Annotated in this window: 20 protein-coding genes; 13 read left to right on the forward strand and 7 right to left on the reverse strand. The window is 73.7% G+C overall.

Features of this window, described 5'->3' with window-relative positions; genetic code table 11:
• Positions 1–382: 382 nt before the first annotated feature.
• Together ABZT17_RS33585 and ABZT17_RS33590 are read left to right on the forward strand one after the other, a co-directional pair.
• A complete protein-coding gene (locus ABZT17_RS33585; RefSeq protein ID WP_356354541.1) occupies positions 383–1756 on the forward strand; it encodes an FAD-linked oxidase C-terminal domain-containing protein in 1374 nt (457 codons plus the stop codon).
• 558 nt (positions 1757–2314) lie between these two features.
• Positions 2315–3868: an acetolactate synthase large subunit gene (locus ABZT17_RS33590; protein WP_356354543.1), complete on the forward strand. Its 1554-nt coding sequence runs from the start codon at positions 2315–2317 to the stop codon at positions 3866–3868.
• Positions 3869–3894: 26 nt separating this feature from the next.
• On the opposite strand, the gene ppdK is transcribed toward ABZT17_RS33590, so the two are convergent.
• Complete coding sequence (gene ppdK / locus ABZT17_RS33595) at positions 3895–6582, reverse strand: pyruvate, phosphate dikinase (RefSeq protein WP_356354545.1); 2688 nt, start codon at positions 6580–6582, stop codon at positions 3895–3897.
• 59 nt (positions 6583–6641) lie between these two features.
• On the reverse strand, positions 6642–7565 hold the full coding sequence (locus ABZT17_RS33600) for a universal stress protein (protein WP_356354547.1): 924 nt from the start codon (positions 7563–7565) through the stop codon (positions 6642–6644).
• Positions 7566–7837: 272 nt separating this feature from the next.
• On the opposite strand from ABZT17_RS33600, the gene ABZT17_RS33605 reads away from it, so the two are divergent.
• The 11 genes from ABZT17_RS33605 to hypE all read left to right on the forward strand — a co-directional run bounded on the left by ABZT17_RS33605 (position 7838) and on the right by hypE (position 18342).
• Positions 7838–8356, forward strand: coding sequence for a hydrogenase maturation protease (locus ABZT17_RS33605; RefSeq protein ID WP_356354549.1), 519 nt, complete (start codon positions 7838–7840; stop codon positions 8354–8356).
• Positions 8353–10641: a carbamoyltransferase HypF gene (gene hypF, locus ABZT17_RS33610; protein ID WP_356354551.1), complete on the forward strand. Its 2289-nt coding sequence runs from the start codon at positions 8353–8355 to the stop codon at positions 10639–10641. The genes ABZT17_RS33605 and hypF overlap by 4 nt, the downstream gene beginning before the upstream one ends.
• 6 nt (positions 10642–10647) lie before the next feature.
• Positions 10648–10905: a HypC/HybG/HupF family hydrogenase formation chaperone gene (locus ABZT17_RS33615; protein WP_356354553.1), complete on the forward strand. Its 258-nt coding sequence runs from the start codon at positions 10648–10650 to the stop codon at positions 10903–10905.
• A gap of 171 nt (positions 10906–11076) precedes the next feature.
• On the forward strand, positions 11077–12213 hold the full coding sequence (locus ABZT17_RS33620; protein ID WP_356354555.1) for a 4Fe-4S dicluster domain-containing protein: 1137 nt from the start codon (positions 11077–11079) through the stop codon (positions 12211–12213).
• Complete coding sequence (locus ABZT17_RS33625) at positions 12213–12677, forward strand: cyclic nucleotide-binding domain-containing protein (RefSeq protein WP_356354557.1); 465 nt, start codon at positions 12213–12215, stop codon at positions 12675–12677. The genes ABZT17_RS33620 and ABZT17_RS33625 overlap by 1 nt, the downstream gene beginning before the upstream one ends.
• The gene (locus ABZT17_RS33630) at positions 12674–13480 is read left to right on the forward strand and encodes an FAD/NAD(P)-binding protein (protein ID WP_356354559.1); all 807 of its coding nucleotides are present in this window, start codon (positions 12674–12676) and stop codon (positions 13478–13480) included. The genes ABZT17_RS33625 and ABZT17_RS33630 overlap by 4 nt, the downstream gene beginning before the upstream one ends.
• A 1-nt stretch (position 13481) precedes the next feature.
• A complete protein-coding gene (locus ABZT17_RS33635) occupies positions 13482–14234 on the forward strand; it encodes an oxidoreductase (protein WP_356354561.1) in 753 nt (250 codons plus the stop codon).
• Positions 14231–15592, forward strand: coding sequence for a nickel-dependent hydrogenase large subunit (locus tag ABZT17_RS33640; protein ID WP_356354563.1), 1362 nt, complete (start codon positions 14231–14233; stop codon positions 15590–15592). The genes ABZT17_RS33635 and ABZT17_RS33640 overlap by 4 nt, the downstream gene beginning before the upstream one ends.
• Entirely contained in the window at positions 15585–16205 is a 621-nt protein-coding gene (locus ABZT17_RS33645; protein WP_356354566.1) for a CBS domain-containing protein, read from the forward strand. Before ABZT17_RS33640 ends, ABZT17_RS33645 begins: the two co-directional genes overlap by 8 nt.
• Complete coding sequence (hypD, locus tag ABZT17_RS33650; RefSeq protein ID WP_356354568.1) at positions 16202–17311, forward strand: hydrogenase formation protein HypD; 1110 nt, start codon at positions 16202–16204, stop codon at positions 17309–17311. The genes ABZT17_RS33645 and hypD overlap by 4 nt, the downstream gene beginning before the upstream one ends.
• Positions 17308–18342 (forward strand): hydrogenase expression/formation protein HypE, encoded by a 1035-nt coding sequence (gene hypE / locus ABZT17_RS33655; protein ID WP_356354570.1) that lies wholly within the window; start codon positions 17308–17310, stop codon positions 18340–18342. Before hypD ends, hypE begins: the two co-directional genes overlap by 4 nt.
• Positions 18343–18401: 59 nt before the next feature.
• On the opposite strand, the gene ABZT17_RS33660 is transcribed toward hypE, so the two are convergent.
• The 5 genes from ABZT17_RS33660 to ABZT17_RS33680 all read right to left on the reverse strand — a co-directional run bounded on the left by ABZT17_RS33660 (position 18402) and on the right by ABZT17_RS33680 (position 24015).
• A complete protein-coding gene (locus tag ABZT17_RS33660) occupies positions 18402–18989 on the reverse strand; it encodes a hypothetical protein (protein ID WP_356354572.1) in 588 nt (195 codons plus the stop codon).
• A gap of 2 nt (positions 18990–18991) precedes the next feature.
• Positions 18992–19981 carry a hypothetical protein gene (locus tag ABZT17_RS33665; RefSeq protein WP_356354574.1) on the reverse strand — a complete coding sequence of 330 codons (990 nt, stop codon included), beginning with the start codon at positions 19979–19981 and terminating at the stop codon, positions 18992–18994.
• A 61-nt stretch (positions 19982–20042) separates the two neighbouring features.
• Complete coding sequence (locus ABZT17_RS33670; RefSeq protein WP_356354576.1) at positions 20043–20552, reverse strand: flavodoxin domain-containing protein; 510 nt, start codon at positions 20550–20552, stop codon at positions 20043–20045.
• Positions 20553–20577: 25 nt separating this feature from the next.
• Complete coding sequence (locus tag ABZT17_RS33675; protein WP_356354579.1) at positions 20578–21309, reverse strand: CBS domain-containing protein; 732 nt, start codon at positions 21307–21309, stop codon at positions 20578–20580.
• Between the two features lie 12 nt (positions 21310–21321).
• Positions 21322–24015, reverse strand: coding sequence for a GNAT family N-acetyltransferase (locus ABZT17_RS33680; RefSeq protein ID WP_356354581.1), 2694 nt, complete (start codon positions 24013–24015; stop codon positions 21322–21324).
• Between the last annotated feature and the right edge of the window lie 50 nt (positions 24016–24065).

Consider the following 24065-nt stretch of genomic DNA (forward strand, 5'->3'; position numbering starts at 1 on the left):
CGGAGTGCGTGGACATCCCGGGCGGCCCGCAGACGGAGACGTTTTTCGGCAAGGACGGGCACCGCCGCGGAAACTGACGTGTCGTCACTTCGCGGGCTCGCGGGCATGATCGCGCTCCCTGCGCGGATCGGTGCGAACGAGTCCTTCCATGCACGATCCTTCTCGGTGGCGGTCGCCGTGATCAGTGGCCGAACATCCCCATCCGGGACCGTTGGTCCCGGCCGCCGCGGCCCGACCGGCCCACATAGGGCCAACCGGCCCTGTTCCAGGGCCCGTTGACCGCGTTCGGCACCCACACCCTGCCCTCATCATGGCGAGCGCGCGGCACCGCCGCGCGGAGTGCGGGCCTCCGGTGCGGAAGGCTCGGGAAGGGGAACGGACGATGACCGACACCGGATCGCTCCTGGCGAAAGCGGTGGGACCGGAGCACGTTCTCGCAGGGGACCGGGTTCCGGAGCAGTACGGACACGACGAGTCGCTGACGGCCGCGGCACGGCGGCCGAGGTATGTGGTGCGTCCCGGCACGACCGCCGAGGTGTCGGAGATCCTGGGCATCGCCGGCGCACAGCGGGTCCCCGTCACCGCGCGCGGCTCCGGCACCGGGCTCTGCGGAGCGTGTGTGCCCGGCACGGACGGGATCGTCGTGTCGTTCGAACGGATGGACCGGGTGCTGGAGATCGACACCGACAACCATGTCGCTGTCGTCCAGCCGGGTGTGATCCTGGCCGAACTCGACTGCCTGACCGCGGAGTCCGGACTGTGCTACCCGGTGCGCCCGGGCGAGTCGAGTGCCTCGGTCGGCGGCACCATCGCCACCAACGCCGGCGGTATGCACGCCGTTCGGCACGGCGTCACCCGGCACCATGTCCTCGGTGTCGAGGCGGTCCTCGCCTCCGGCGCGATCGTGCGCAGCGGCGGAAAGTACGTCAAGACCAGCACCGGCTACGACCTGACGCAGCTGCTGGTCGGCTCCGAGGGCACCCTGGCCCTGGTCACCGAGGCGGTCCTGCGCCTCAAACCCCGCGCCGGCCACGGCGCGACGGTGCTGGCGCCCTTCGCGACGGCCGAGGAGATCGCCCGCGCGGTGCCCCGGCTGCTGGCACAGGGGCTGGATCCGTTGGCCCTGGAGTACGTCGACATGCTCACGATGGCGGCGATGACCGCCCAGGAGGACCTCGGGCTCGGCATCCCGCGACAGGTCCGCGACACGGCGCTCGCCTACCTGGTCGTAGTCCTCGAAGAGCGGTCGGCCGACCGGCTCGAAGCCGATGTGGAGTCGCTCGGCGGTCAACTGCTCGAACTGGGCGCGGACGACGTCTACGTCCTGCCCGCGGCGGCCGCACGCCGGCTGATCGAGGCCCGGGAGCGGGCCTTCTGGGCCTCCAGGAAGGCCGGCGCGGACGAGATCGTGGACATCGTGGTCCCTCGCGCCGTACTGCCCCGGCTGCTCGCCGAGGCGGACGTCATCGCCCGGGACAGCGGATCGATCATCACCGGCTGCGGCCACGCGGGCGACGGCAACGTCCACCTCGCGGTCTTCCAGCCGGACGGAAAGCGGCGGGACGAGGTGCTCGCACGGCTGTTCCGGGCGGGCCGGGCCCTCGGCGGGGCCATCTCCGGTGAGCACTGCATCGGCACGGCGAAGAAGCGGTACTTCCTGGACCTGGAGGACCCCGCCAAGGTGGAACTGATGCGCCGGATCAAGCAAGCCTTCGACCCCGACGGGATACTCAACCCCGGTGTGCTCTTCGACTGACAGTGGGTCCCATCAGCGTCTCGTCCGTCTGCCCGACCCGCCCCCGCCCGCCCCTCGGTGCGCGTGGGAAGGGCGGCACACAACAGCCTGGCAGCAAAGGACACAGCGGTGGTGGCGCTCGCACGGCGAGGTCCTGGCCGTCCGGATCGAAGGGACCGGCCCGGCCGCAAGGCCAGACGGGACAACGGCAGGTGCGACTCCATCGACGCCTGCGCGGCCGCGACCGCACTCCTGCCGGGACGGGCCGCAGGCACGCCGAAGGCCGGCAACGCAATCGTGGAGGCGATCCGGGCCCTGCGGGTGGTCCGCAAGAGCACGGTCAAGGCCCGCACCCAGACCATCGACCAGCGAACTCGCCCACCTGGCCTGCACGGTGAAGACCGCGCTGCACAGGCCCGCCCGCCGCTACCAGGCACTCGACGAGGAGATCAAGGAGGCCGACCAGGAGATCGGACCACTGCTCACCCACTGGTCCGCATGAATGACCCACACCACAGAACCGCTCCCACAGACCGCTTGACGATCCATGGGAGCTTCCGATCGAAAGGCGGAATCATTGTGAACGGTGCTCATGCCGTCGCGCGCACCCTCCTGAGCTGCGGGGTGGAGGTGTGCTTCGCGAATCCGGGCACCTCCGAACTGCACTTCGTCGCCGCCTTGGACGACGAGCCGGCTCTGCGGGCCGTGGCGTGTCTGTTCGAGGGCGTGGCCACCGGCGCGGCCGACGGCTACGGCCGGATGACCGGCCGTCCCGCCGCGACCCTGCTGCATCTCGGCCCCGGGCTGGGCAACGGCCTGGCCAACCTCCACAACGCCCGCCGTGCCGCCACACCGGTGGTGAACCTGGTCGGCGACCACGCGACCTTCCACAAGAAGTACGACGCGCCGCTGGAGTCGGACGTCGACGCGCTGGCCCGCACGGTCTCCGGCCGGGTGCGCCGCTGCGAGGACGCGGCCACCGTCGGCGACGAAGTGGCCGAGGCGGTGGCCGCCGCCACCGGTGCTCCGGGCCAGGTGGTCACCGTAGTGCTGCCCGCCGACGTGTCCTGGTCGGACGGAGCCCGGCCGGCGCGGCCCGTCGCGCCGCCGCAGGCCGCCGCCGTACCGGAGCCGACCATCGCCACCATGGCCGCGGCCCTGCGCGACGGCGAGCCCGCCGCCCTGCTCCTCGGCGGCCCGGCCACCCGTGAGCCCGCGCTGGGCGCGGCCGGTCGGATCGCCGCCGCGACCGGCGCCCGGCTCCTGTGCGAGACGTTCCCGGCCCGCCTGGAGCGCGGCGCGGGCCTGCCCTCCGTGGAGCGGCTCGGCTATCTCGCCGAGGGGGCCATCGCGCAACTCGAAGGCGTACGGCACCTGGTGCTGGCGGGCGCCCGCGCCCCGGTGGCGTTCTTCGCCCACCCGGGTCTGCCGGGTGCGCTGACCCCGGACGGCTGCCGGATCCACACCCTCGCCACGGCGGGCGACGACCTTGTCCAAGCGCTGGGCGACCTGGCGGACCGCGTCGCCCCGGACGCGTCCCCGGTGCTCCGGGCCGCCGTACGGCCGACGCCACCGACCGGCCCGCTGACCGCCGAGACCGCGGCGGCGGCCATCGGGGCCCTGCTGCCCGAACGAGCGATCGTGGTGGACGAGGCCAACACCTCCGGCCTCGGGCTGTCCGAAGCCACGGCGGGGGCACCGCGCCACGACTGGCTCACCCTCACCGGGGGCGCCATCGGCCAGGGCCTGCCCCTCGCCGCCGGCGCGGCCATCGCCTGCCCGGACCGGCCGGTGCTGTGTCTGGAGGCCGACGGCAGCGCCATGTACACCGTCTCGGCGCTGTGGACCCATGCGCGCGAGGGGCTCGACATCACCACCGTGATCTTCGCCAACGGTTCGTACGCGGTCCTCGACATGGAATTCCAGCGCCTGGGCGGGGCCGCCGGCGGCCCCGCCCAGCGTGATCTGACGGACCTGACCCGGCCCGGCCTCGACTTCGTCGCCCTCGCCCGGGGGATGGGCGTACCGGCGTCCCGCGCCACCACCGCCGAGGAGTTCACGGACAGGTTGCGTGAGGCCTTCGGCGAGCCGGGTCCGCATCTCGTCGAGGCGGTGGTGCCTGCACTGTTCTGAGCCGTGAGCATCTCGCTCCCGGCCGTTCACCTGCTGTCGCTGCTCCCGGTGCTGTCCATGAGGGCCGCCCGTCCCGCCTCCAGCCGTGCCGTCGGGATGCGGAACGGTGAGCAGGAGACGTAGTCGAGGCCCGCCCGGTGGAAGAAGTGGATGGACTGCGGGTCTCCGCCGTGCTCGCCGCACACCCCGGTCTCCAGCCGGGGGTCGACGCCGTGGCCGGCCTCGACGGCCAGTTCCACGAGCCGGCCCACGCCCTCCTGGTCGATCGTCTCGAACGGCGACACCTCGAACACGCCCTTCTCCAGGTACAGCGGGAAGAAGGAGGCCTCGGCGTCGTCGCGGGACAGTCCCCAGGTGGTCTGGGTCAGGTCGTTGGTGCCGAAGGAGAAGAAGTCGGCGGCCTCGGCGATACGGGCCGCGGTGAGCGCGGCGCGCGGCAGCTCGATCATGGTGCCGATGGGGCAGTCGAGGCGTGTGCCGGTCTCCTGCTCGACCTCGGCGAGGACGCGTTCCGCCTCGGTGCGGGCCAGCCGCAGTTCCTCGACCGTGTCGACGAGCGGGATCATGATCTCGGCGTGCGGGCTGCCGCCGGCCCGCAGCCGGTCGACCACCGCCTCGGCGATCGCCCGCACCTGCATGGCCATCAGACCGGGCACGGCCAGCCCGAGCCGTACCCCGCGCAGCCCGAGCATCGGGTTCTGCTCGTGCATCCGCTCGACGGCGGCGAGCAGTTCACCGTCGTGCGGGTCCGGCCGCTCGGCCCGGGCCAGCCGTACGGCCAGCTCGGTGCGGTCGGGCAGGAACTCGTGCAGCGGCGGATCGATGAGCCGGATGGTCACCGGCAGCGCGTCCATCGCCGTCAGGATGCCGGTGAAGTCCGCGCGCTGCAGCGGCAGCAGCGCGGCCAGCGCCCGCTCCCGGGCGCTGTCGTCGCGGGCCAGGATCATCGCCTCGACCAGCGACCTGCGGGCGCCGAGGAACATGTGCTCGGTACGGCACAGTCCGATCCCGCGCGCACCCAGAGCGCGCGCACGGGCGGCGTCCTCGGGGGTGTCCGCGTTGGCCCGGACCTCCAGGCGGCTTACGGCGTCGGCATGGGCGAGGCTGTCCAGGACGGCCTCGGTGAGCGGTCCGCTCGCGGTGCCCGTCTCCAGCGCGCGTCCGACGTCGGACGCGGTGAGCGGCAGGGCGCCGAGGTGGACGGTGCCCGCGGTGCCGTCGACGGAGACGATGTCCCCCTCGCTGACCACCACGCCGGATTCCGTGGTGAAGTGACGCGCCGCCGGGTCGACGGCGAGTGCTTCGGCGCCGCACACACAGACCTTGCCCATGCCCCGGGCGACGACGGCGGCGTGGCTGGTCTTGCCTCCCCGGCTGGTCAGCACGGCCTGGGCGGCGATCATGCCGGGCAGGTCGTCGGGGGTGGTCTCCCGGCGGACGAGGACCGTGTCCTCACCGGCGGCGGCCCGTCGTACCGCCTCGGCCGAGTCGAAGACGACGGCGCCGACGGCCGCGCCGGGCGAGGCCGGAACGCCGTGGGCCAGGGGCACGTCGGCCGGGGTGGTGTCGAAGCGCGGGAACATCAGCCGGGTCAGTTCGGTGCCGTCGACGCGGACGAGGGACTCGTCCGCCGAGATGGTCCCCTCCTCGCGCAGGTCGTGGGCGATGCGGAAGGCGGCCTCCGCGGTGCGCTTGCCGACCCGGGTCTGCAGGATCCACAGCTTGCCCCGCTCGACGGTGAACTCGACGTCGCACAGGTCGCGGTAGTGCCGCTCCAGGGTGCGCAGATGGTCGCCGAGCCGGACGTACGAACGCGGGTCGAGGCGTTTGAGTTCGGCCAGGGGCAGTGCGTCGCGGACGCCCGCGACGACGTCCTCGCCCTGGGCGTCGGGCAGGTAGTCGCCGTACATGCCGCGTTCACCGGTGGCGGGGTCGCGGGTGAAGGTGACGCCGGTGCCGGAGTCGGGGCCGAGGTTGCCGAAGACCATCGCCTGGACGTTGACGGCGGTGCCGAGGTCCTCGGAGATGTGCTCGCGCCGGCGGTAGACACGGGCCCGTTCCCCGTTCCAGGAGTCGAAGACCGCGCGGATCGCGCGGGCCAGCTGCTCGGCCGGGTCCTGCGGGAAGTCGGTCCCCGTCTCCTTTTGGATGATGGCCTTGAACTCCTCGGTGATCAGGGCGAGTTCGCCGGTGTCGAGGTCGTGGTCGCCGGTCACCTCCCGCCGTGCCTTGTGCGCGGCGATGGCCTCCTCGAACAGGTCGCCGTCCACGCCCATCACGGTGTGCCCGAACATCTGGATGAGCCGCCGGTAGGAGTCCCAGGCGAACCGTTCCTGTCCGGAGACCTTGGCGAGCCCGGTGACGGACCGGTCGTTGAGGCCGATGTCGAGGATGGTCTCCATCATCCCGGGCATGGAGAAGCGGGCGCCCGAGCGCACGGACACCAGCAGCGGGTCGTCGGGCGCCCCGAGGGTGCGGCCGATGGCCCGTTCGAGCCCGGCCAGCGCGCGGGCCGCCTCGACGGCCAGCTCGGGCGGCTCCTCGCCCGTCCTCAGATAGACCTTGCAGGCCTCCGTGGTGACGGTGAATCCGGGCGGCACGGGCAGCCCCAGCCGGGTCATCTCGGCCAGACCGGCGCCCTTGCCGCCCAGCAGGGCGGCCATGTCCCGGGTTCCTTCGGCGAACTCGTACACGAACTTGGTCGGAACGGACATCAGCGCTCGGGCCTCTCACTCGTGGGGTGCGACAGCGGCTTGCGGGGTACGACGGAGACTCACTTGTGGGGTACGACGGCGACGGGGCAGCCGACGTGCTGGATGGCGGCGTGGGTGACCGGGCCGATGCGCGGGCCCGCCGGCCGGTCCACGAGGTGCCGGCCGACGACCAGCAGGCCCGCCCCCGACGCGGCCCTCAGCAGCGCGGACCGGGCCCGGTCCCGGGTGACCGTCTCGACGACCTCGACGCCGGGGTACTTGTCGCGCCACACCTGGAGTACGGCGGCCAGGAAGCCGCGCCACTCCTCGGCCCGCTGGGCATCGCCCACCAGGGCGATCTCACCGGGGCCGAGCCCCAGGGCGGAGGGCGCCTGCCAGGCATGGACGGCACGCAGCCGCGCGCCCCGCAGCCGGGCGACCTCGAACGCGAACTCGATCACCTCGTCGCACGGGTCGCCGAGGTCCACGCCCAGGACCACGTCCCGGAAGCCGGTACGGGTGGAGGCGCCGCCGTCGGCGGACGGCAGATGCTCGTCGGCGGACGGCAGATGCTCGTCGGCGGCCTCCTCCCCCGCCCGGACCAGCACGACGGGCCGGGTGGCCCGCGCGACCACGCCCAGCGCGACCGAGCCGACCAGGAACCCGGTGAATCCGCTCAGTCCGCGCGACCCCAGGACCAGCAGCTCGGCCTCCTCGGCCGCGTTCAGCAGCGCCGCGGTCGCCGGGCCCTCCACCTGTGTGTCGTCCAGGTCGACAGCGGGTTCCACGGCCCGGACGCGGTCCTCCGCCTGACGCAGGGTGCGGCGGCCGAGATGCCGCTGGGCCGCCGTGGCGATCTCGCCGTCCTCCCGGCGGGGATGCCAGTTCCAGGCGTGGACCAGACGGAGCGGCCGGCCGCGGCGCCGCGCCTCCCGGGCCGCCCACTCGGCGGCTGCCAGGCTCTCGGCGGATCCGTCCACTGCGGCCATGACGGGCAAAAGCATGATGCGCACCTCCTGCGGTGGGTCTGCCTCTCGCTTCCAGCCTGGTCCGCCGGCCTACCGGCAGGTATGGGCCGCCAGGTCTCCGAGGTGGTCCGTTCGGCCCCAGCGCGCACCGCCGTCGCGCGGGCAGGGTGGAGTGGCCCACCGACCGGGCCACCCGACGGACCGGAGGTGGCCGTCGTGCCGAGCGCGTGGCGGTGAGGAGGGACGGCCCCGGCACAGGGGTCGTTCGGCCCATGGGGGGCCGGGCCGCGGCGGCGCACGGTGAGCGCATGAGGTCACCTGGACGGATCGCCGTCATCGGCGTCGGCAACGAGTTCCGGCGCGACGACGGTGTGGGCTGGGCCGTGGTCGAACGGCTCCGGGAGCGGGCCGCGGACCGGGCGATCCCACCGGGGACCGCGTTCGCCACCAGCGACGGCGACCCCGGCCGGCTGATCGGACTGTGGGAGGGCGCCGCCCTGGCGGTGGTCGTGGACGCGGCCCACGCGCACCCCGGCACTCCGGGCCGGGTGCACCGCCTCGAACTCGACGCCGGGCACCTGGCGCGGCCGTCGACGACCAGCTCGCACGGGCTGGGACTCGGCGAGGCCGTCGAACTCGCCCGCGTCCTGGGCCTGTTGCCGGACCGTCTGGTCGTCTACGCCGTGGAAGGAGCCGACGGTTCGTTCGGCACCGGGCTCACCGCCGCCGTCGCGGCCGCCGTGCAGCCCGTGGCGGAGGCCGTCGCCGACGAGCTCTCCCGGCACCCCGCCCGGCACCGGGACCCCGCCCTCGGAGGCCCGTCGTGAGCGCGCGGCGCTTCCGGGTGGACGGCGTCGTCCAGGGCGTCGGCTTCCGCCCCTTCGTGTACCGCACGGCGGCCTCGCTCGGCCTGCACGGCTGGGTGGCCAATGTGAACGGTCATGTCGAGGGCGAGGTCGCCGGACCGCCCCGCGCGATCGAGGAGTTCGCCGTCCGTCTGCGGGCCGACGCCCCGGTCCTCGCCCGGGTGCGCCAGGTACGGCTCACCGCCGTCGCCGGGCGCCCGGCGCACGCCTCCGGTTTCCATGTACGGCACAGCGCGCCCGCGGCGCCGGACCGCGCGCCGCGCGAGATCCCGCCCGACGCGGCGATCTGCGACGCCTGTCTGCGTGAACTGCGCGATCCCCGCGACCGCCGCCACCGCTACCCGTTCATCAACTGCACCGACTGCGGCCCGCGCGCCACGATCATCGAGGACCTCCCCTACGACCGGGTCCGCACGACCATGCGGCACTTCCCGATGTGCCGGGACTGCGCCGCGGAGTACGCCGACCCGGCCGACCGCCGCTTCCACGCCGAACCGATCGCCTGTCCGGTCTGCGGACCCGAGCCCGCCTGGGAGGGCCTGCGCGGTGAACCGGCCCTGCGGGCGGCGGTCGACACCGTCTCCGGGGGCGGGATCGTCGCCGTCAAGGGGCTCGGCGGCTATCAGCTGGTGTGCGACGCCGGCGATCCGGCGGCCGTGGCGGAGCTGCGGCGCCGCAAGAGCCGCCCGGCGAAACCCTTCGCCGTGATGGTGCGCGACCTCGCCACGGCGGCCCGGCTGGCACGGATCGGCGGCACGGAACGCGCGGCGCTGACCTCCCCGGAGCGGCCCGTGGTGCTGCTGGCCCGCCGGCGCCGCCACGGTGCGCCGCCCCTCGCACCGGATGTGCACCCCGGCCTGACCCGGGTGGGCCTGTTCCTGCCCACCACCGGCCTGCACCACCTCCTCCTCGACGAGCTGGCCCGCCCGCTCGTCGTCACCAGCGGCAACCGGAGCGACGAGCCGATCGCGATCGACGACGCGGAGGCCCTGCGCGCGCTGTCCTCGGTCGCGGACGGCTTCCTCACCCACGACCGGCCGATCCGCTCGCGCTACGACGACTCCGTGGTGCAGTTCACCGGCCGCACCCGGATCACGGTCCGCCGGGCCCGCGGGCTCGCTCCCACCCCGCTGCCACTGCCGGTCCTGGAGCCCGTCGCGGGGGTGGGCGCCCAGCTGAAGCACACCTTCACCCTGGCCGCCGACGGACGGGCCCATCTGGGACCGCACACGGGAGACCTGGCGGACCCGGCGACCCACGACGCGTTCGTGGCGTCGTACGACCATCTCAAACGGCTCACCGGTGTCGAACCGGTCGCCCTCGCCCACGATCTGCACCCCGGCTGTCTGTCCACGCGGTGGGCGAAGGAGCAGCCGCTGCGGAGGATCCCGGTGCAGCACCATCACGCGCATGTGGCGGCCTGCGCGGCCGAGCACGGGGTGCGCGGTCCGTTCCTCGGCGTGGCCTACGACGGTCTGGGCCTGGGCGACGACGGCACCCTGTGGGGCGGCGAGATCCTCGTCGCCGACCTGAGCGGCTACCGGCGCGTGGGCCGGTTCGCGACCGCGCCCCTGCCCGGCGGGGACGCGGCGGTACGCCACCCCTCCCGTACGGCGCTCGGACAGCTGCTGGACGGCGAGACACTGGGCTCGCCGCGCCCCTACCCGTGGCTGACCCGGCCGTTCACGGACCGGCTCGACCCGGCCGAGGTCGCGGCCGTGCGGGCCATGGTCGCCCGGGACGTCAACTGCCCCCGCGCCTCCAGCGCGGGCCGGCTCTTCGACACCGTCGCCGCCGTGCTGGGCCTGTGCGACCGGGTGAGTTACGAGGGCGAGGCGGCCGTCCTGCTGGAGGCCGCCGCGGGCGCCGAGCACGCCGTACCGCTCGCCCATCGCGTCGTACGGGCGCAGGGCCTGTGGGTGTACGACCCTGCGCCCACCCTGACCGACCTGCTGGAGCGGCAGGCCGACGGGGAGCCCGTGGGCCGGCTGGCCGCGGCCTTCCATCTCACCCTGGCGATCGTCACGGCCGAGCTCGTCGCCCGGGCGGTGGCCGAGGGCGCGCCGCGCACGGTGTGCCTGGGCGGGGGCTGCTTCGTCAACCGCCGGCTGCTCACCGAGGTGCGGCGCAGACTGCGCGCGCAGGGGCTGCGGGTACTGGTCGGCGGCCGGGTCCCGGTCACGGACGGCGGAATCAGCTACGGCCAGGCGGCGGTCGCGGCGGCGCGACTGGCCGCGGAGAGGTGAACGCGTATGTGTCTGGGCATCCCAGGGCGCGTCGTGGAGATCCACGACGACGCCGGACTGCGCATGTCCACGGTCGACTTCGGCGGCATCCGGCGCGAGGTCTGCCTCAGCTGCACCCCGGAGGCGGACGTGGGGACGTACGTCATCGTGCACGTCGGTTTCGCCATCACGACGGTCGACGAGGCGGAGGCGAGGCGGACGCTCGACGTGCTGCGGGCGATGGCGGGGGCGGTCGAGGGGGAGCTCGGGGAGCCGCTGCCCTGACCCGGGCGGAAGGGCCGCCATGGGGCCGGTCGGCCCGCCCGGCAAAGGCCGGTCAGCCCCTGCCCCCGCACCCGGCCGGGGACGGAACCTGACGGTGGAGGAAGACCAGCCGCTTCGGACCACAGCCAGGACCCCGGCTCGGACCGGACCCCGGACCAGGAGGACGACGACATGACCGCCACCGCAGCCCCCGCCGTGCTCGACCGGCACGGTCTGGACGCGCTGGTCGGGGCTCTGGTGGCGCAGGGACGCACCGTCGTCGGGCCGACCGTCCGCGACGGGGCGATCGTGCTGGCCGAACTGACCACGGCCGACGCGCTGCCCTACGGCTGGGGCGTCGAGCTGGACGCCGGACGCTACCGGCTGGTGCCCCGGGAGGACGGGGCCGCCTTCGCGCACAGCGCGGGCCCGCAGTCCTGGAAGTCGTATCTGCATCCGGCGCGCGAGCGGCTGTGGAGCGCCGACCGGACGCCGGAGGGCCACGTCACCTTCACCGAACACACGGCCGAGCCGCCGTCGTACGCGTTCCTCGGCGTCCGGCCCTGCGATCTGCGGGCCATCGCGATCCAGGACCGGGTCCTGACCGGCGGGCGGTACGAGGACAGCGGGTACGGCCGGCGCCGGCGGCGGGCGCTGCTGATCGCCGCCGAATGCACCGAACCGGGTGCGACCTGCTTCTGTGTCTCGGCGGGCGGGGGGCCGGCGGCCGACCCCGGATACGACCTCGCGCTGACCGAGGTGATCGACGACGAAGGTCACCGTTTCCTGGTGCGCGCCGGCAGCGAGGAGGGCGCCCGGCTGCTGGAGCGGGTGCCGCACCACGCGGCCGACCCGGTCACCGAGACCACCGCCCGCACCTCGGTGGACGCGGCCCGCGACCGCATGGGCCGGGCGCTGCCCGCGACCGACCTGCGCGCCCTGCTGAGCGGCAGCCCCGACGCGGCCCGCTGGAACGACGTCGCCGAGCGCTGTCTGACCTGCGGAAACTGCACCATGGTCTGCCCCACCTGCTTCTGCACCACCACGGAGGAGGTCACCGACCTCACCGGTGACCACACCGAGCGCTGGCAGCGCTGGGACTCCTGCTTCGACCTGGACTTCTCCTCTCTGCACGGCGGACCGGTGCGCCGCTCCGCGCGCAGCCGGTACCGGCAGTGGCTGACCCACAAGCTCTCCACCTGGCACGACCAGTTCGACACGAGCGGCTGTGTGGGCTGCGGGCGCTGTATCGCCTGGTGTCCGGCCGGCATCGACATCACCGAGGAAGTGGCCGCCCTGGAGGCCGAACGCGAAACGGAGACGGACTGATGCCCCCCTCGATCGCCCTGCGCATGAACCACGCCCTGCCTCCCGAGCACCGTGCGCGGCTGCTGCGCGTCGGCCGTGAGACCGCCTTCCCGCAGGGCGCCCGGCTGTTCGAGGAGGGTGGGCACGCCGGCCGGTTCTGGATCGTCCGCAGCGGCACGGCGGCCCTCGACATGCATGTGCCCGGCCGCCGCCCGCCGGTCGTCGAGACGCTCGGCATCGGCGACCTGCTCGGATGGTCCTGGCTGTACGAGCCGTTCGTGTGGCAGCTCGGCGCGGTGGCCGTGACCCCGGTGCAGGCCTATGAGTTCGACGCGGTCGCCGTGCGTCTGATGTGCCTGGACGACCCCGCCTTCGGGCGGGCCGTGGAGCACTGGGTGGGGCGGGTGCTGGCCCACCGGCTGAGCGCGGCCCGGGCCCGGCTGGTCGACCTGTACGACGGATACGAGACCGGGGAACCGCGATGACCGCCGTGCCGGTCCCCCACCGTGTGGTCGCCCGCCGTGCGGAAACCGCGGACACGGTCACCCTGCGGTTCGAGCCGGTCGGCCGTGCGCTCCCCGACTTCCTGCCGGGGCAGTTCGCGATGGTGCACTCCTTCGGGCGCGGTGAGATCCCCGTCTCGGTCAGTTCGGTCCGGGCCACGGGCGGGCTCGCGCACACCGTCCGCTCGGTGGGCGCGGTCTCCGCGGGGCTGTGTGCCGCCCGGGTCGGCGACGTCGTCGGCATCCGAGGCCCGTACGGCACGGGTTGGGAGCCGCAGCGGGCTCGTGGACGGGACGTGGTGATCGTGGCGGGCGGCATCGGTTTCGCCCCGCTGCGGCCGCTGATCCTGGGCGTGCTTGCCGCGCCCGCCGCGTACGGGCGGGTCAACGTCCTGATCGGGGCGCGGACCCCGAGCGATCTGATCGCCCGCGCCGAGGTGGCGAGCTGGGCCACGGCCTGCACCGGAGTGACCGTGGACCGGCCCGAGCCGCACTGGCGCGGGGACGTCGGGATGGTGACCCAGCTGCTGGGCCGGGCGCACTTCGAACCGGAGACGACGACGGCGTTCGTGTGCGGTCCCGAGCCGATGATCCGGGCCACGGCGCGGGAGCTCGCCCATCTCGGTGTGCCCCGCGACCGTATCCAGGTCTCGCTGGAACGGAACATGCGCTGCGCGACCGGCCACTGCGGACACTGCCAGCTCGGCGGGCTGCTGGTCTGCCGGGCCGGCCCGGTCGTCGACTGGAGCCGCGCCGAACCCCTGCTGTCCGTGAGGGAGTTGTGAGATGGCACCCACACTCGCGGTGTTCAAGCTGGCCTCCTGCGACGGCTGTCAGCTCACCCTGCTGGACTGCGAGGACGAACTCCTCGCGCTGGCGGGCGAGGTGGAGATCGCGCACTTCCTGGAGGCGACCAGCACGGTCGAACCCGGACCGTACGACCTGACGCTCGTGGAGGGCTCGATCACCACGGCCGCGGACGCCGAGCGCATCCGCCGGATCCGCGCCGAGTCCCGCCGTCTGGTGACGATCGGGGCGTGCGCCACCGCCGGCGGCATCCAGGCGCTGCGCGACTTCGCGGACGTCGACGAGTTCCGGCGGACCGTCTACGCCCACCCCGAGTACATCTCGACGCTCGCCACCTCCACCCCCGTGTCGGCCCATGTGGACGTCGACTTCGAGCTGCGCGGCTGCCCGATCGACCGGCGCCAACTGATCGAGGTGATCACCGCGTTCCTCGCCGGCCGCAAGCCGGACGTGCCGGACCACAGCGTGTGCTTCGAGTGCAAACGGCGCGGCACGGTCTGCGTCACCGTCGCCCACGGCACGCCCTGTCTGGGTCCGGTCACCCACGCCGGGTGCGGGGCGCTGTGCCCCGCCTACCACCGGGGCTGCTACGGCTGCTTCGGGCCGTCCGGCTCGGTGAACCTGCCCGCGCTGATCCCGCTGCTGCGCCGCGACGGCCTGGACGACGACGCGGTGGAGCGCTTTCTGCACACCTTCAACGCCCCCGCCTTCGACAAGGAGTTGGGCAAGTGACGCACCGCGGATCCCGTGTCCTGCACGTCGGCTCGCTGTCCCGGGTCGAGGGCGAGGGCGCGCTGCGCCTGCACGTCCACGGCGGGACGGTCACCGAGGCACGGCTGGAGATCTACGAGCCGCCACGCTTCTTCGAAGCGTTCCTGCGCGGCCGTTCGTACACCGAGCCGCCGGACATCACCGCCCGGGTCTGCGGCATCTGCCCGGTGGCCTACCAGATGAGCGCCTGCGCGGCGATCGAGGACGCCTGCGGGGTGGAGGTCGACCCGGCGATCCGGGATCTGCGCCGGCTGCTGTACTGCGGCGAGTGGATCGAGAGCCAGACCCTGCACATCCATCTGCTGCACGCCCCGGACTTCCTGGGCCGGCCGAGCGCCATCGAGCTGGCCAGGACCCACCGCACCGAGGTCGAGCGGGGGCTCAGGCTGAAGAAGGCGGGCAACGACGTGATGGAACTGGTCGGCGGCCGGGCCGTCCATCCGGTCAACGTCCGCCTCGGCGGTTTCCACCGAGTCCCGGCCCGAGCCGAACTGGGGCCGCTGCGCGAGACGTTGCAGCGGGCGCTCGAGGACGCGTGGGAGACCGTGCGCTGGGTGGCCGGCTTCGACTTCCCCGAGGCGCGCACCGACGCCGACCTGCTGGCGCTGGCCGCCCCTGACACGTACGCCATCGAGAGCGGCACACCGACCGTACTGCGCGCCGACGGCAGCCGGAGCTCCTTCCCGGTAAGGGAGTTCACCGAGCACGTCACCGAGACGCATGTCGCGCACTCCACCGCCTTGCACTCCCGGCTGGACGGGCGGCTGCATCTCACGGGCTCCCTCGCCCGGTTCGCGATCAGCGGCCCGCGGCTGTCGCCGGTGGCCCTCCAGGCATGTGCCGAGGCGGGACTGGGCGATCCACGCGAGGGCGCCGTGTGCCGCAACCCCTTCCGGTCCATCCTGGTGCGGGCGGTGGAGACCCTCTACGCCGTCGAGGAGGCGCTGCGGATCATCGACGGCTACGAGCCGCCCGCGCGCCCTCACACCGAGGTCCCGCCGGTCACGGGCGTCGGTCACGGCGCCACCGAGGCACCGCGCGGTGTGCTCTACCACCGCTACCGGATCGGCGCCGACGGCCTCGTCACCGAAGCGACCATGGTGCCGCCCACCGCGCAGAACCAGGGCGCGATCGAGGACGACCTGCGCCGTCTGGCCCAGGACGCCATCACCGAACACGATCTGGACGACGCCGAGTTGACGGCCCTGTGCGAGCGGGCGATCCGCAACCACGACCCCTGTATCTCGTGCTCCACCCACTTCCTCGATCTGACAGTCGTCCGTACCTCGGGCCCGACCGCGGGAGGCCGCCATGCCTGAATCTCCGTACACCGTGAGCGATGTGATGACGCACACCGTCGTCGCCGTCGGCAGCGAGGCGCCCTTCAAGGAGGTCGTCGAACTGCTCGACCAGTGGAAGGTCAGTGCCCTGCCGGTGCTGGCCGGCGAAGGCCGGGTCGTCGGAGTGGTCTCCGAGGCGGATCTGCTGGCCAAGGAGGAGTTCCGCGACACCGAGGAGGGCGACGCGGCCGACCGGGCCAAGGCGGGTGCCGTCACCGCGGGCGAACTGATGAGCGCCCCGGCGGTCACCGTGCACGCCAACGCCTCCGTCGCCGAGGCCGCCCGCATCATGGCGCGCCGACACGTCAAGCGGCTGCCCGTGGTGGACGGTGTCGGCCTGCTGCAGGGCGTGGTCAGCCGCAGCGACCTCCTCAAGGTCTTCCTGCGGGACGACCAGGAGATCGCGGCGGAGATCCGGCGCGGTGTGCTGACCCAGATGCCCGTGACCCGTCCGCTGACGGTCGAGGTGACCGAGGGCGTGGTCACCCTGGGCGGGGTGCTCCCCGACCGGATGCTCGTGCCCGTCGTCGCGCGGGCGGTACGGGCCGTGGAGGGGGTCGTGGACGTCCGGCTCGACCTCTCGCACCGATGAAGTACCTCGACGAGTACCGCGATCCCGTGCTCGCCCGGCAACTGCTGGACGAGCTGCGGCGGACGGCCACCCGGCCCTGGCGGATCATGGAGGTGTGCGGCGGCCAGACCCACACCCTCGTCCGCCAGGGCATCGACGAGCTGCTGCCCGCCGGGATGCGCATGATCCACGGCCCTGGCTGCCCGGTCTGCGTCACCCCGCTGGAGACCCTCGACCGGGCCATGGCCGTCGCCGCCCGCCCCGGGGTCGTCCTCACCAGCTTCGGCGACATGCTGCGCGTGCCGGGCACGCACACCGACCTGCTGTCGCTGCGGGCCCGGGGAGCCGACGTACGCGTGGTCTACGCGCCCATGGACGCGGTGCGCCTGGCAGCCGCCCACCCCGACCGGGAGGTCGTCTTCCTCGCGGTCGGCTTCGAGACCACCGCCCCCGCCAACGCGATGGCCGTCCTGCACGCGGCCCGGCTGGGACTCACCAACTTCTCGATGCTGGTCAGCCATGTTCTCGTGCCGCCCGCGATGACCGCGCTGCTCGACGACCCGGACTGCGAGGTGCAGGCCTTCCTCGCCGCCGGGCATGTGTGCGCGGTGATGGGCTGGCGGGAGTACGAGCCGATCGCGGCGCGCCACCGGGTGCCGATCGTGGTGACCGGCTTCGAGCCGCTGGACCTGCTGGAGGGCGTCCTGATGGCCGTACGGCAGCTGGAGTCCGGCCGCTTCGAGGTGGAGAACCAGTATGTGCGGGCCGTACGGCGCGCGGGCAACACCGCCGCCCAGCAGGCCGTACGGACGGTCTTCCGGGTCGCCGACCGGGCCTGGCGGGGCATCGGGGCGCTGCCCGACAGCGGTCTCGAACTCGCCGAGGAGTACGCGGAGTTCGACGCGGCCCGCCGGTTCGACGTGGGCGGGCTGTGTCCCGTGGAGGATCCCGAGTGCATCGCGGGCGCGATCCTGACCGGGGCCCGACTGCCCACCGACTGCCCCGCGTACGGCACCCGCTGCACACCCCGTCATCCCCTCGGCGCGCCGATGGTGTCGTCCGAGGGCACCTGCGCCGCCTTCCACGCGGCCGGACGCGTCGCCGTCGCGGTGAGGAGCACGCCATGAGCATCGAATGTCCCGCTCCCCGGCACGAGGAGGAGGTCGTGCTGCTGGGCCACGGCGCCGGCGGCCGTCTCACCGAGGAGCTGCTCGACCGCGTGGTCCTGCCGGCGCTCGGCGGGACCGAGGGGCCGCTGGAGGACGCGGCGCTGCTGCCGGGCAGGCCGGACCTGGTGATGAGCACCGACAGCTTCGTGGTCAGCCCGCTGTTCTTCCCCGGCGGGGACATCGGGTCCCTCGCCGTCCACGGCACGGTCAACGACCTCGCCATGCGCGGCGCGTGGCCGCTCGCGCTGTCGGTGTCCCTGATCGTCGAGGAGGGGATGCCGCTGTCCGAACTCCGGTCGGTCATGGACTCGTTGGGGAAGGCCGCGCAGGAGGTGGGCGTGCCGGTGATCACCGGTGACACCAAGGTGGTGGGCCGCGGCGCGGCGGACCGCCTGTTCATCAACACCACCGGGATCGGCTGGCGCCACGCCCCGCTGTGCCCGTCGGCCGCGAACGCCCGTCCCGGGGACGCGGTCCTGCTGTCCGGGCCGATCGGGCTGCACGGCACGACCGTGCTCAGCACCCGGGAGGGACTCGGCTTCGAGAGCGCCATCGCCTCGGACAGCCGGCCTCTGCACCGCATGGTCCACGCGCTCGCGCCGCTCGGTGCCGCGGTGCACGTGCTGCGCGACCCGACCCGGGGCGGACTCGCCGCCTCGCTGAACGAGATCGCCCGTGACTCGTCGGTCGCCGTCGAGATCGAGGAGAGCGCGGTGCCCGTACCGCGGGAGGTCGCCTCCGCGTGCGACCTGCTCGGCCTGGATCCGCTGGTCGTCGCCAACGAGGGCTGTCTGGTCGCGTTCGTCGCCGTGGGGACGGCCGAGGAGGCGCTGACGGCGATGCGCTCGCTGCCCGAGGGCATCCGGGCCGTACGGATCGGCGAGGTCCTGCCCGGCGAAGCACCGGGACGGGTGACACTACGGACCCTGGTGGGAGCCCGCCGCATCGTGGAGATGCCGCTCGGGGAGCAACTGCCGAGGATCTGCTGAGCCGCGGGCCGGGGCGCCGAGGGGGCGCTCCCTGTCGGGGGGGCCGCGCACCCGGCTGTTCAGCCTCGGGTGCCGCCCCATTGCCGGTCGAGGCGCGTCCAGTCCTCGTCCCACCGGTCCAGTCGTCCGCGGTCGAGGCGGGCGCACGCGCCCCAGCCGGCCAGCAGCACCAGACCGCCGACGGTGAGCGCGGCCACCACGCCCACCACCGCGCCCTGGAGGTCCGCCTGCTCGGCGCTGCCGGGCGCGGGCACCAGCCGGTTCTTGCCGTCGACCCAGATCCGGACGGTGCCGCCCGCCCTGCTGTCGGCCGCGACGCGTGCGACGCCCGTGTGGGACGTACCGTCCGCGGCGGTCCAGCGCACGCCGGCCCAGGCCTGCGCGGTGCCGTCGACCGAGTAGGTGGTGCGCACGGCGTTCCCGGTGAGTACCGCCTGCGCGGTGTGCCGCGTGGCCCGCAGCGCGTCGACGTCCCGCTCCACGGCACCGGCGATGTACACGCCCCCGGCGACGGCCGCCGTCAGGGCCAGGACCCAGGTGGCCAGGAGCAGCCACGCCTCCACGACATAGCTGCGGCGCCGCAGCGGATTGGGCCGCAGCCGCCACCAGCGCCGTCCGGCCGGGCGCCCGTGCCGCACGGTGGTCATCGTCACCACCGGGCCGACGCGCCGTCGTGGACAAGGACCTGGGAGACCGGCCGTCGCGCGGTGGTCCAGGTCCGCGCCGGTACGCCCAGCCGCAGCACCATCTGCGGATGGTTCCCGGCGGCCAGGCGCCGCCGCAACCGCGCGCGTGTCTCGGGCAGTTCGAGGGGCTGGGTGTGGAAGGCCGCCATGACGTCGCGCGCGGCGGCGGACAGCAGCACCCGCTGCAGGGCCTGCCCCGCCCGCACCCGGTCCGCACGGCCGTCGTGCGGGGTGGACAGCACCACGACGGTGCCCGTTCCGAGTCCACGCCTGCGGACGGGGACGATGAACCGGCGGGCCAGGTCGAGGTAGTCGCGGCCGGCGAGGAGCGTGGCGTCCGGGTGGAAACGGCAGGCGTCGACGGGCACTCCGCCGGCCCCGACGTTCCGCCGCACCTCCCAGGTGTGCCCCGGGTCCGCGCGGTGCGTGTCCTCGGCGGCGCGCACCAGCTCCGCCATCAGCTCCAGTTCCTCGGGCTCTTCCAGCACATGGAGGACGGCGCCCTCGGCTCGGGCGTGTCCGCGCAGATCGTCGAGCAGGCCGCGGGGCAGCGCCAGGGAGGCGAAGGGGCCGCGGTGGGTGTGCCGGCGGGGCATGGCGTCGATCAGAGCCGCCTCCGTCTCGGTGGCCGGCGCGTGGACACCGAAGCCCACCCGGGCCAGGAACGCGGAGTCCCCGGGCCGGGGCAGCAGCTCGACGACGGGCCGGAAGCCGAGGTGCCGTACGGCCATGCGTACGTTGAAGAGCGCCGCTCCGCAGGCGATGACCGCCTCCCGGCCACCGGGATCGGTGAGGATCATGCGCCGTCCGCCGTCGACGCGCACCTCGAAGCCGTGGTCATGGCCCTCCTCGACGAAGGACCAGGGCTGGCTGTTGTGCGGTGAGGGCGCGAGGGAGGCGGCGCGGGCCAGCCGCACCGCCGCGTGGCCGGTTCTCTCGTACGACACGGTCATGATGGGTCCCGCCTTCCGCGAACCGTGGGCATGCAACCGACCCGCCCCCTCTCTCAGGACCTCAGCTCGTCCGAGTCCTCGTGACCAGTTCGTCGGCGATCCGTGCCGCCCACGCCTCGATCTCGGGGAAGTCGCGGAAGTCACCGCCCTTGCCGCTGCGGATGATCATCCGGGCGATGCGCCCCTTGGCTCCCTCCCGCAGACAGCCGCCGAAGGTGACGTGCCCGCGGGCGTCGAGCCGGGTCATGGCCCGGCGTACCCCGGGCACGGGCGGGATGTCCTTCTCCGAGGCCGAGGCGTCGAGCGGGCCACTGCTGAACAGCCACAGCGGTCGCCGGGCCAGGTCCCGCCGGTACCGGCGCAGGAACCTGCGGGCGTCCTTGTGCCAGCGCCCGGCGTACAGACCACCGCCGACCACGACGGCGTCGTACGGCGTCACATCCGTCACCGTCGCGGCGGGCGCCGTGTCGGCGACGAGCCCCTCCTTGCGCAGGACGCCGGCCACCGTCTCGGCTATCTCGGCGGTCGAGCCGTTCGTCGTTCCATAGGCGACCAACACGCTCTCGGGCATGGTGTCCGCCTCCTCTCGCTTCGTGTCACAGCTTGCGCAGCCAGTCGTCGGCGACGCCGTGCATCGCCGGTCCCTCGGGCCGCAGATGCGAGTCGTCCAGCCGGAAGGTGAGCTTGTCGACGACGGCGACCACGCCGTCGATCTGCCGGGTCATGGAGACGGCGATCTCCGTCTCGCTCTTGCGTTCCATATGGCCGGAGAGCGTGACCACGCCCTCCACCACCGCGACGTCGATGCTGCGCGGGGCCAGCCACAGGGCGCGGACCACCACCTCGTCGACGACCTCCTTGTGGATCGCGGCGTCGGGCCGCAGGAAGACCTGGAGCAGGTCGCGTCGGGTGACGATGCCCACCAGCCGCTGCTCCTCGTCGAGGACCGGCAGCCGCTCCACGTGGTGCAGGGCCATGGTGCGCGCGGCTTCCACGATGCTGTCGTCCGCGTGCACCGTGACGGGCGGTTCGGTCATCAGCCGGCCGGCGGTGCGGGCGCGCGCCTTGGCCTTGCGCGTCCGGCTCTCACGGCTCAGCGTGGCGAGCGGGTGCCGCCTGTGGGGCTCGTACGGGTCCGGGGCGTCGGCCTGCCGGATCATCAGGTCCGTCTCGGAGATGACCCCGATGACCTTGTCGTCCTCGTCGACCACCGGCAGTCCGCTGATGCGGTTCTCGCCGAGCAGCCGGACCACTTCCTTGAAGGGCGTCCCGTACTCGGCACGGACGACCTCCGTCGTCATCACGGAGCCGACCTTGTTGTGCTTCATGACTGTTCCTCCTCAGCGGAGCCGGCGCAGATAGGGGTCCTGGGACCGGCGGGGAAGCAGGCGTACCCGCGCGTCGAGCACGGTGGCTCCCTCCGGTGTCGCGAGTACGGGGTTGAAGTCGGCCTCGGCCAGTTGCGGCAGGTCGCTCGCCATCCGGGACAGCCGCAGCAGCAGCTGTTCGAGCGCCTCCAGGTCGGCGGTCCGCCCGCCGCCCGCCCCGAACAGCAGCGGGGCGCAGCGCGGGGCGGTGATCAGGTCGTGCACGTCGTGGTCGGTGAGCGGAGCGAGGCGGGCCGCGTGGTCGGCGAGAATCTCGGTGGCGGTGCCGCCGAGTCCGAACAGGACCAGCGGCCCGAAGACCTCGTCCTGGACGACACCGGCGAACAGTTCGGTGCCCCGGGCGGCCAGCGGCTGCAGGACCACGCCCGTCAGCCGGCCGGCGAACCTGGTCTCCAGGTCACGGAAGGCGGCCCGGATCTGGGAGTCGCCGCGCAGGTCGAGGTGGACGGCGTGCTCGACGCTCTTGTGCAGCAGTCCCGGCCAGTGGGCCTTCATGACCACCCGGCCGTCCGCGCCGCGCAGCCGGTCGGCGGCGAGCACGGCCTCGTCCTCGGTCTCCGCCCACGCCCACGGGGACTGGGGGATGCCGTAGCAGGACAGGAGCTCGGCGCAGATGCGCGGGTCGAGCCAGCCGCCGTCGGGGTGGGTGTCGAGGTAGGCCTCCACGACCGTGTGGGCGCGGGCCGTGTCGACGTCGTCCAGGGCGGGGACGGTCCCGGCGGGCCGGGCCAGCCAGGCCGCACGACGGGCCGCGTGGGCCAACGCCCGTGCGGCGGCCTGGGGTTCGGCGTACGACGGCACGAAGGCGCCGTCGGAGGCGGTCAACAGCTCGACGGGCAGGGCCTGTTCGAGCCGCACCGCGGCGATCGGCCTGGCCCGCCGGCCGGGGGCGCGGGTGAGCGCGCGCAGGAGGTCGTCCCCGGTCGCCTCGGCCACCGCGGTGGGGACCAGGGCCACCAGGACGGCGTCGATCCCGCCGTACCGCATGATGCGGTCCACACAGTCCATGAGCTGGTCCTCGCCGACGGCGGCGGTGGCGTCCACCGGGTTGCCGACGGCGGCGCCCTCGGGCAGGACCCGCAACAGGTCGTCGATGAGCCGCGGTGACGGTGCGGGCAGGGTCAGTCCGGCCTCCGCGCAGGCGTCGGCCGCGAGCACGCCGGCACCGCCCGCGTTGGTGACGATGGCGACGCGAGGTCCGGCGGGCAGCGGCTGGGAGTGCAACAGGGCCGCGGCTTCGAGGAGTTCACCGACGGAACGGGTGGCGGTGACGCCGGCCTGGGTGAACAGGGCCTGGCGGGTCATGGTGCGGGTGGCGGCGGCAGCGGTGTGCGAGGCGGCGGCGCGGCGGCCCGCGTCGGTACGGCCGGCGTCCACGGTGAGCACCGGCAGGCGGCGTGTCACCCGGCGTGCGGTGCGGGAGAAGGCCCGCGGGTTGCCGAAGGACTCCAGATGCAGCAGGGCCAGGTCGGTGCGGCCGTCGCTCTCCCACCACTGGAGCAGGTCGTTGCCGCTGACGTCGTACTTGTCACCGAGGGAGACGAAGGAGGAGACACCGATGCCGAGCCGGGACAGCCCGTCGAGCAGGGCGATGCCCACTCCCCCGGACTGCACGGCCACTCCCGCCGTTCCGGGGCGGGGGTGGCCGGCGGCGAAGGTGGCGTCGAGGCTCAGGGCGGGGTCGGTGTTGGTGACACCGAGGCAGTTGGGACCGACGAGCCGCATGCCGTAGGTGCGGCAGGAGGTCATCAGCGCGCTCGCCTGGTCGGCGTCCAGGCCCGCCGTGACGACCAGGAGGGCCCGTACCCCCGCCTTGCCGCACTCCTCGGCGGTCACGGGCACCGCGGCCGCGGGCACGGCGACGACCACGAGGTCGGGTGTCCTGGGCAGGGCGGCGACCGACGGGTAGGAGGGCACGCCCAGGATCGAGGTGGCGGCGGGGTTCACGGCGAACAGGCGCCGGGTGAAGCCACCGGACTTCAGATGGTGCAGGACGGCCCGGCCGACCGAGCCCGGCTTGCGTCCGGCGCCCACGACGGCCACCGCGTCCGGGCGCAGCAGGGGCTGGAGGCTGGCGACATCCGCCGCCCGCCCGCGCTCCTCCACGGCCGAGAGATAGCTCTCGCTCTCGTCGAGCTCGATGGCGCAACGCACCTCGGGGCCCTCGAAACGACGGGCCGTGTGCAGACCGAGGTCGGCGAAGAGCCGTAGGATCTCGTGGTTCTCGCTGAGCGCGTCCGCCTTGAACCCGGTGATGCCCTCGGCGCGGGCGGCGGAGACCAGGTGCTCGACGAGCAGGGTGCCGACGCCCCGGTGGTGCAGGGTGTCGGCGACCGCGAGGGAGATCTCGGCCTCCTCGCCGGCGCCGGAGGTGTCGTACTCGGCGAGTCCGACGATCCGGCCCTGGGTCTCGGCGACGAGGGCGCGGTAGCCGGGGTGCGGCGAGGCGCAGGCGCGGTCGGCGGCCATCTCGGCGGAGCGCCGGCTGATCGCGAAGAACCTCAGCCGCAGGTTCTCCGGGGACATCTCCTCGTAGAACCCCCGCAGCTGATCGTGGTCGTCCGGGCGTGCCCCGCGGATGCACACGGTGGTGCCGTCCGCGAGCAGGGCGTGGACGGAGGGCCTGCTGAGAGCGTCGTGCGACATCGCGGGATCCCTTCCAGGTCTGTTGACACCTAGAGCGTCCAGCGGAACGA

This window comes from Streptomyces sp. NPDC005648 (genome assembly GCF_040605395.1).
In the GTDB taxonomy this organism is placed as follows: Bacteria; Actinomycetota; Actinomycetes; order Streptomycetales; family Streptomycetaceae; genus Streptomyces.

Excerpts from the sequence above, each read along its gene's own strand:
- ABZT17_RS33585 (WP_356354541.1), top strand. The coding sequence starts at position 383 with ATGACCGACACCGGATCGCTCCTGGCGAAAGCGGTGGGACCGGAGCAC.
- ppdK (WP_356354545.1), bottom strand. The coding sequence starts at position 6,582 with ATGTCCGTTCCGACCAAGTTCGTGTACGAGTTCGCCGAAGGAACCCGG.
- ABZT17_RS33600 (WP_356354547.1), bottom strand. The coding sequence starts at position 7,565 with ATGCTTTTGCCCGTCATGGCCGCAGTGGACGGATCCGCCGAGAGCCTG.
- ABZT17_RS33605 (WP_356354549.1), top strand. The coding sequence starts at position 7,838 with ATGAGGTCACCTGGACGGATCGCCGTCATCGGCGTCGGCAACGAGTTC.
- ABZT17_RS33615 (WP_356354553.1), top strand. The coding sequence starts at position 10,648 with ATGTGTCTGGGCATCCCAGGGCGCGTCGTGGAGATCCACGACGACGCC.
- ABZT17_RS33620 (WP_356354555.1), top strand. The coding sequence starts at position 11,077 with ATGACCGCCACCGCAGCCCCCGCCGTGCTCGACCGGCACGGTCTGGAC.
- ABZT17_RS33625 (WP_356354557.1), top strand. The coding sequence starts at position 12,213 with ATGCCCCCCTCGATCGCCCTGCGCATGAACCACGCCCTGCCTCCCGAG.
- ABZT17_RS33630 (WP_356354559.1), top strand. The coding sequence starts at position 12,674 with ATGACCGCCGTGCCGGTCCCCCACCGTGTGGTCGCCCGCCGTGCGGAA.
- ABZT17_RS33635 (WP_356354561.1), top strand. The coding sequence starts at position 13,482 with ATGGCACCCACACTCGCGGTGTTCAAGCTGGCCTCCTGCGACGGCTGT.
- ABZT17_RS33645 (WP_356354566.1), top strand. The coding sequence starts at position 15,585 with ATGCCTGAATCTCCGTACACCGTGAGCGATGTGATGACGCACACCGTC.
- hypD (WP_356354568.1), top strand. The coding sequence starts at position 16,202 with ATGAAGTACCTCGACGAGTACCGCGATCCCGTGCTCGCCCGGCAACTG.
- hypE (WP_356354570.1), top strand. The coding sequence starts at position 17,308 with ATGAGCATCGAATGTCCCGCTCCCCGGCACGAGGAGGAGGTCGTGCTG.
- ABZT17_RS33660 (WP_356354572.1), bottom strand. The coding sequence starts at position 18,989 with ATGACCACCGTGCGGCACGGGCGCCCGGCCGGACGGCGCTGGTGGCGG.
- ABZT17_RS33665 (WP_356354574.1), bottom strand. The coding sequence starts at position 19,981 with ATGACCGTGTCGTACGAGAGAACCGGCCACGCGGCGGTGCGGCTGGCC.
- ABZT17_RS33670 (WP_356354576.1), bottom strand. The coding sequence starts at position 20,552 with ATGCCCGAGAGCGTGTTGGTCGCCTATGGAACGACGAACGGCTCGACC.
- ABZT17_RS33675 (WP_356354579.1), bottom strand. The coding sequence starts at position 21,309 with ATGAAGCACAACAAGGTCGGCTCCGTGATGACGACGGAGGTCGTCCGT.
- ABZT17_RS33680 (WP_356354581.1), bottom strand. The coding sequence starts at position 24,015 with ATGTCGCACGACGCTCTCAGCAGGCCCTCCGTCCACGCCCTGCTCGCG.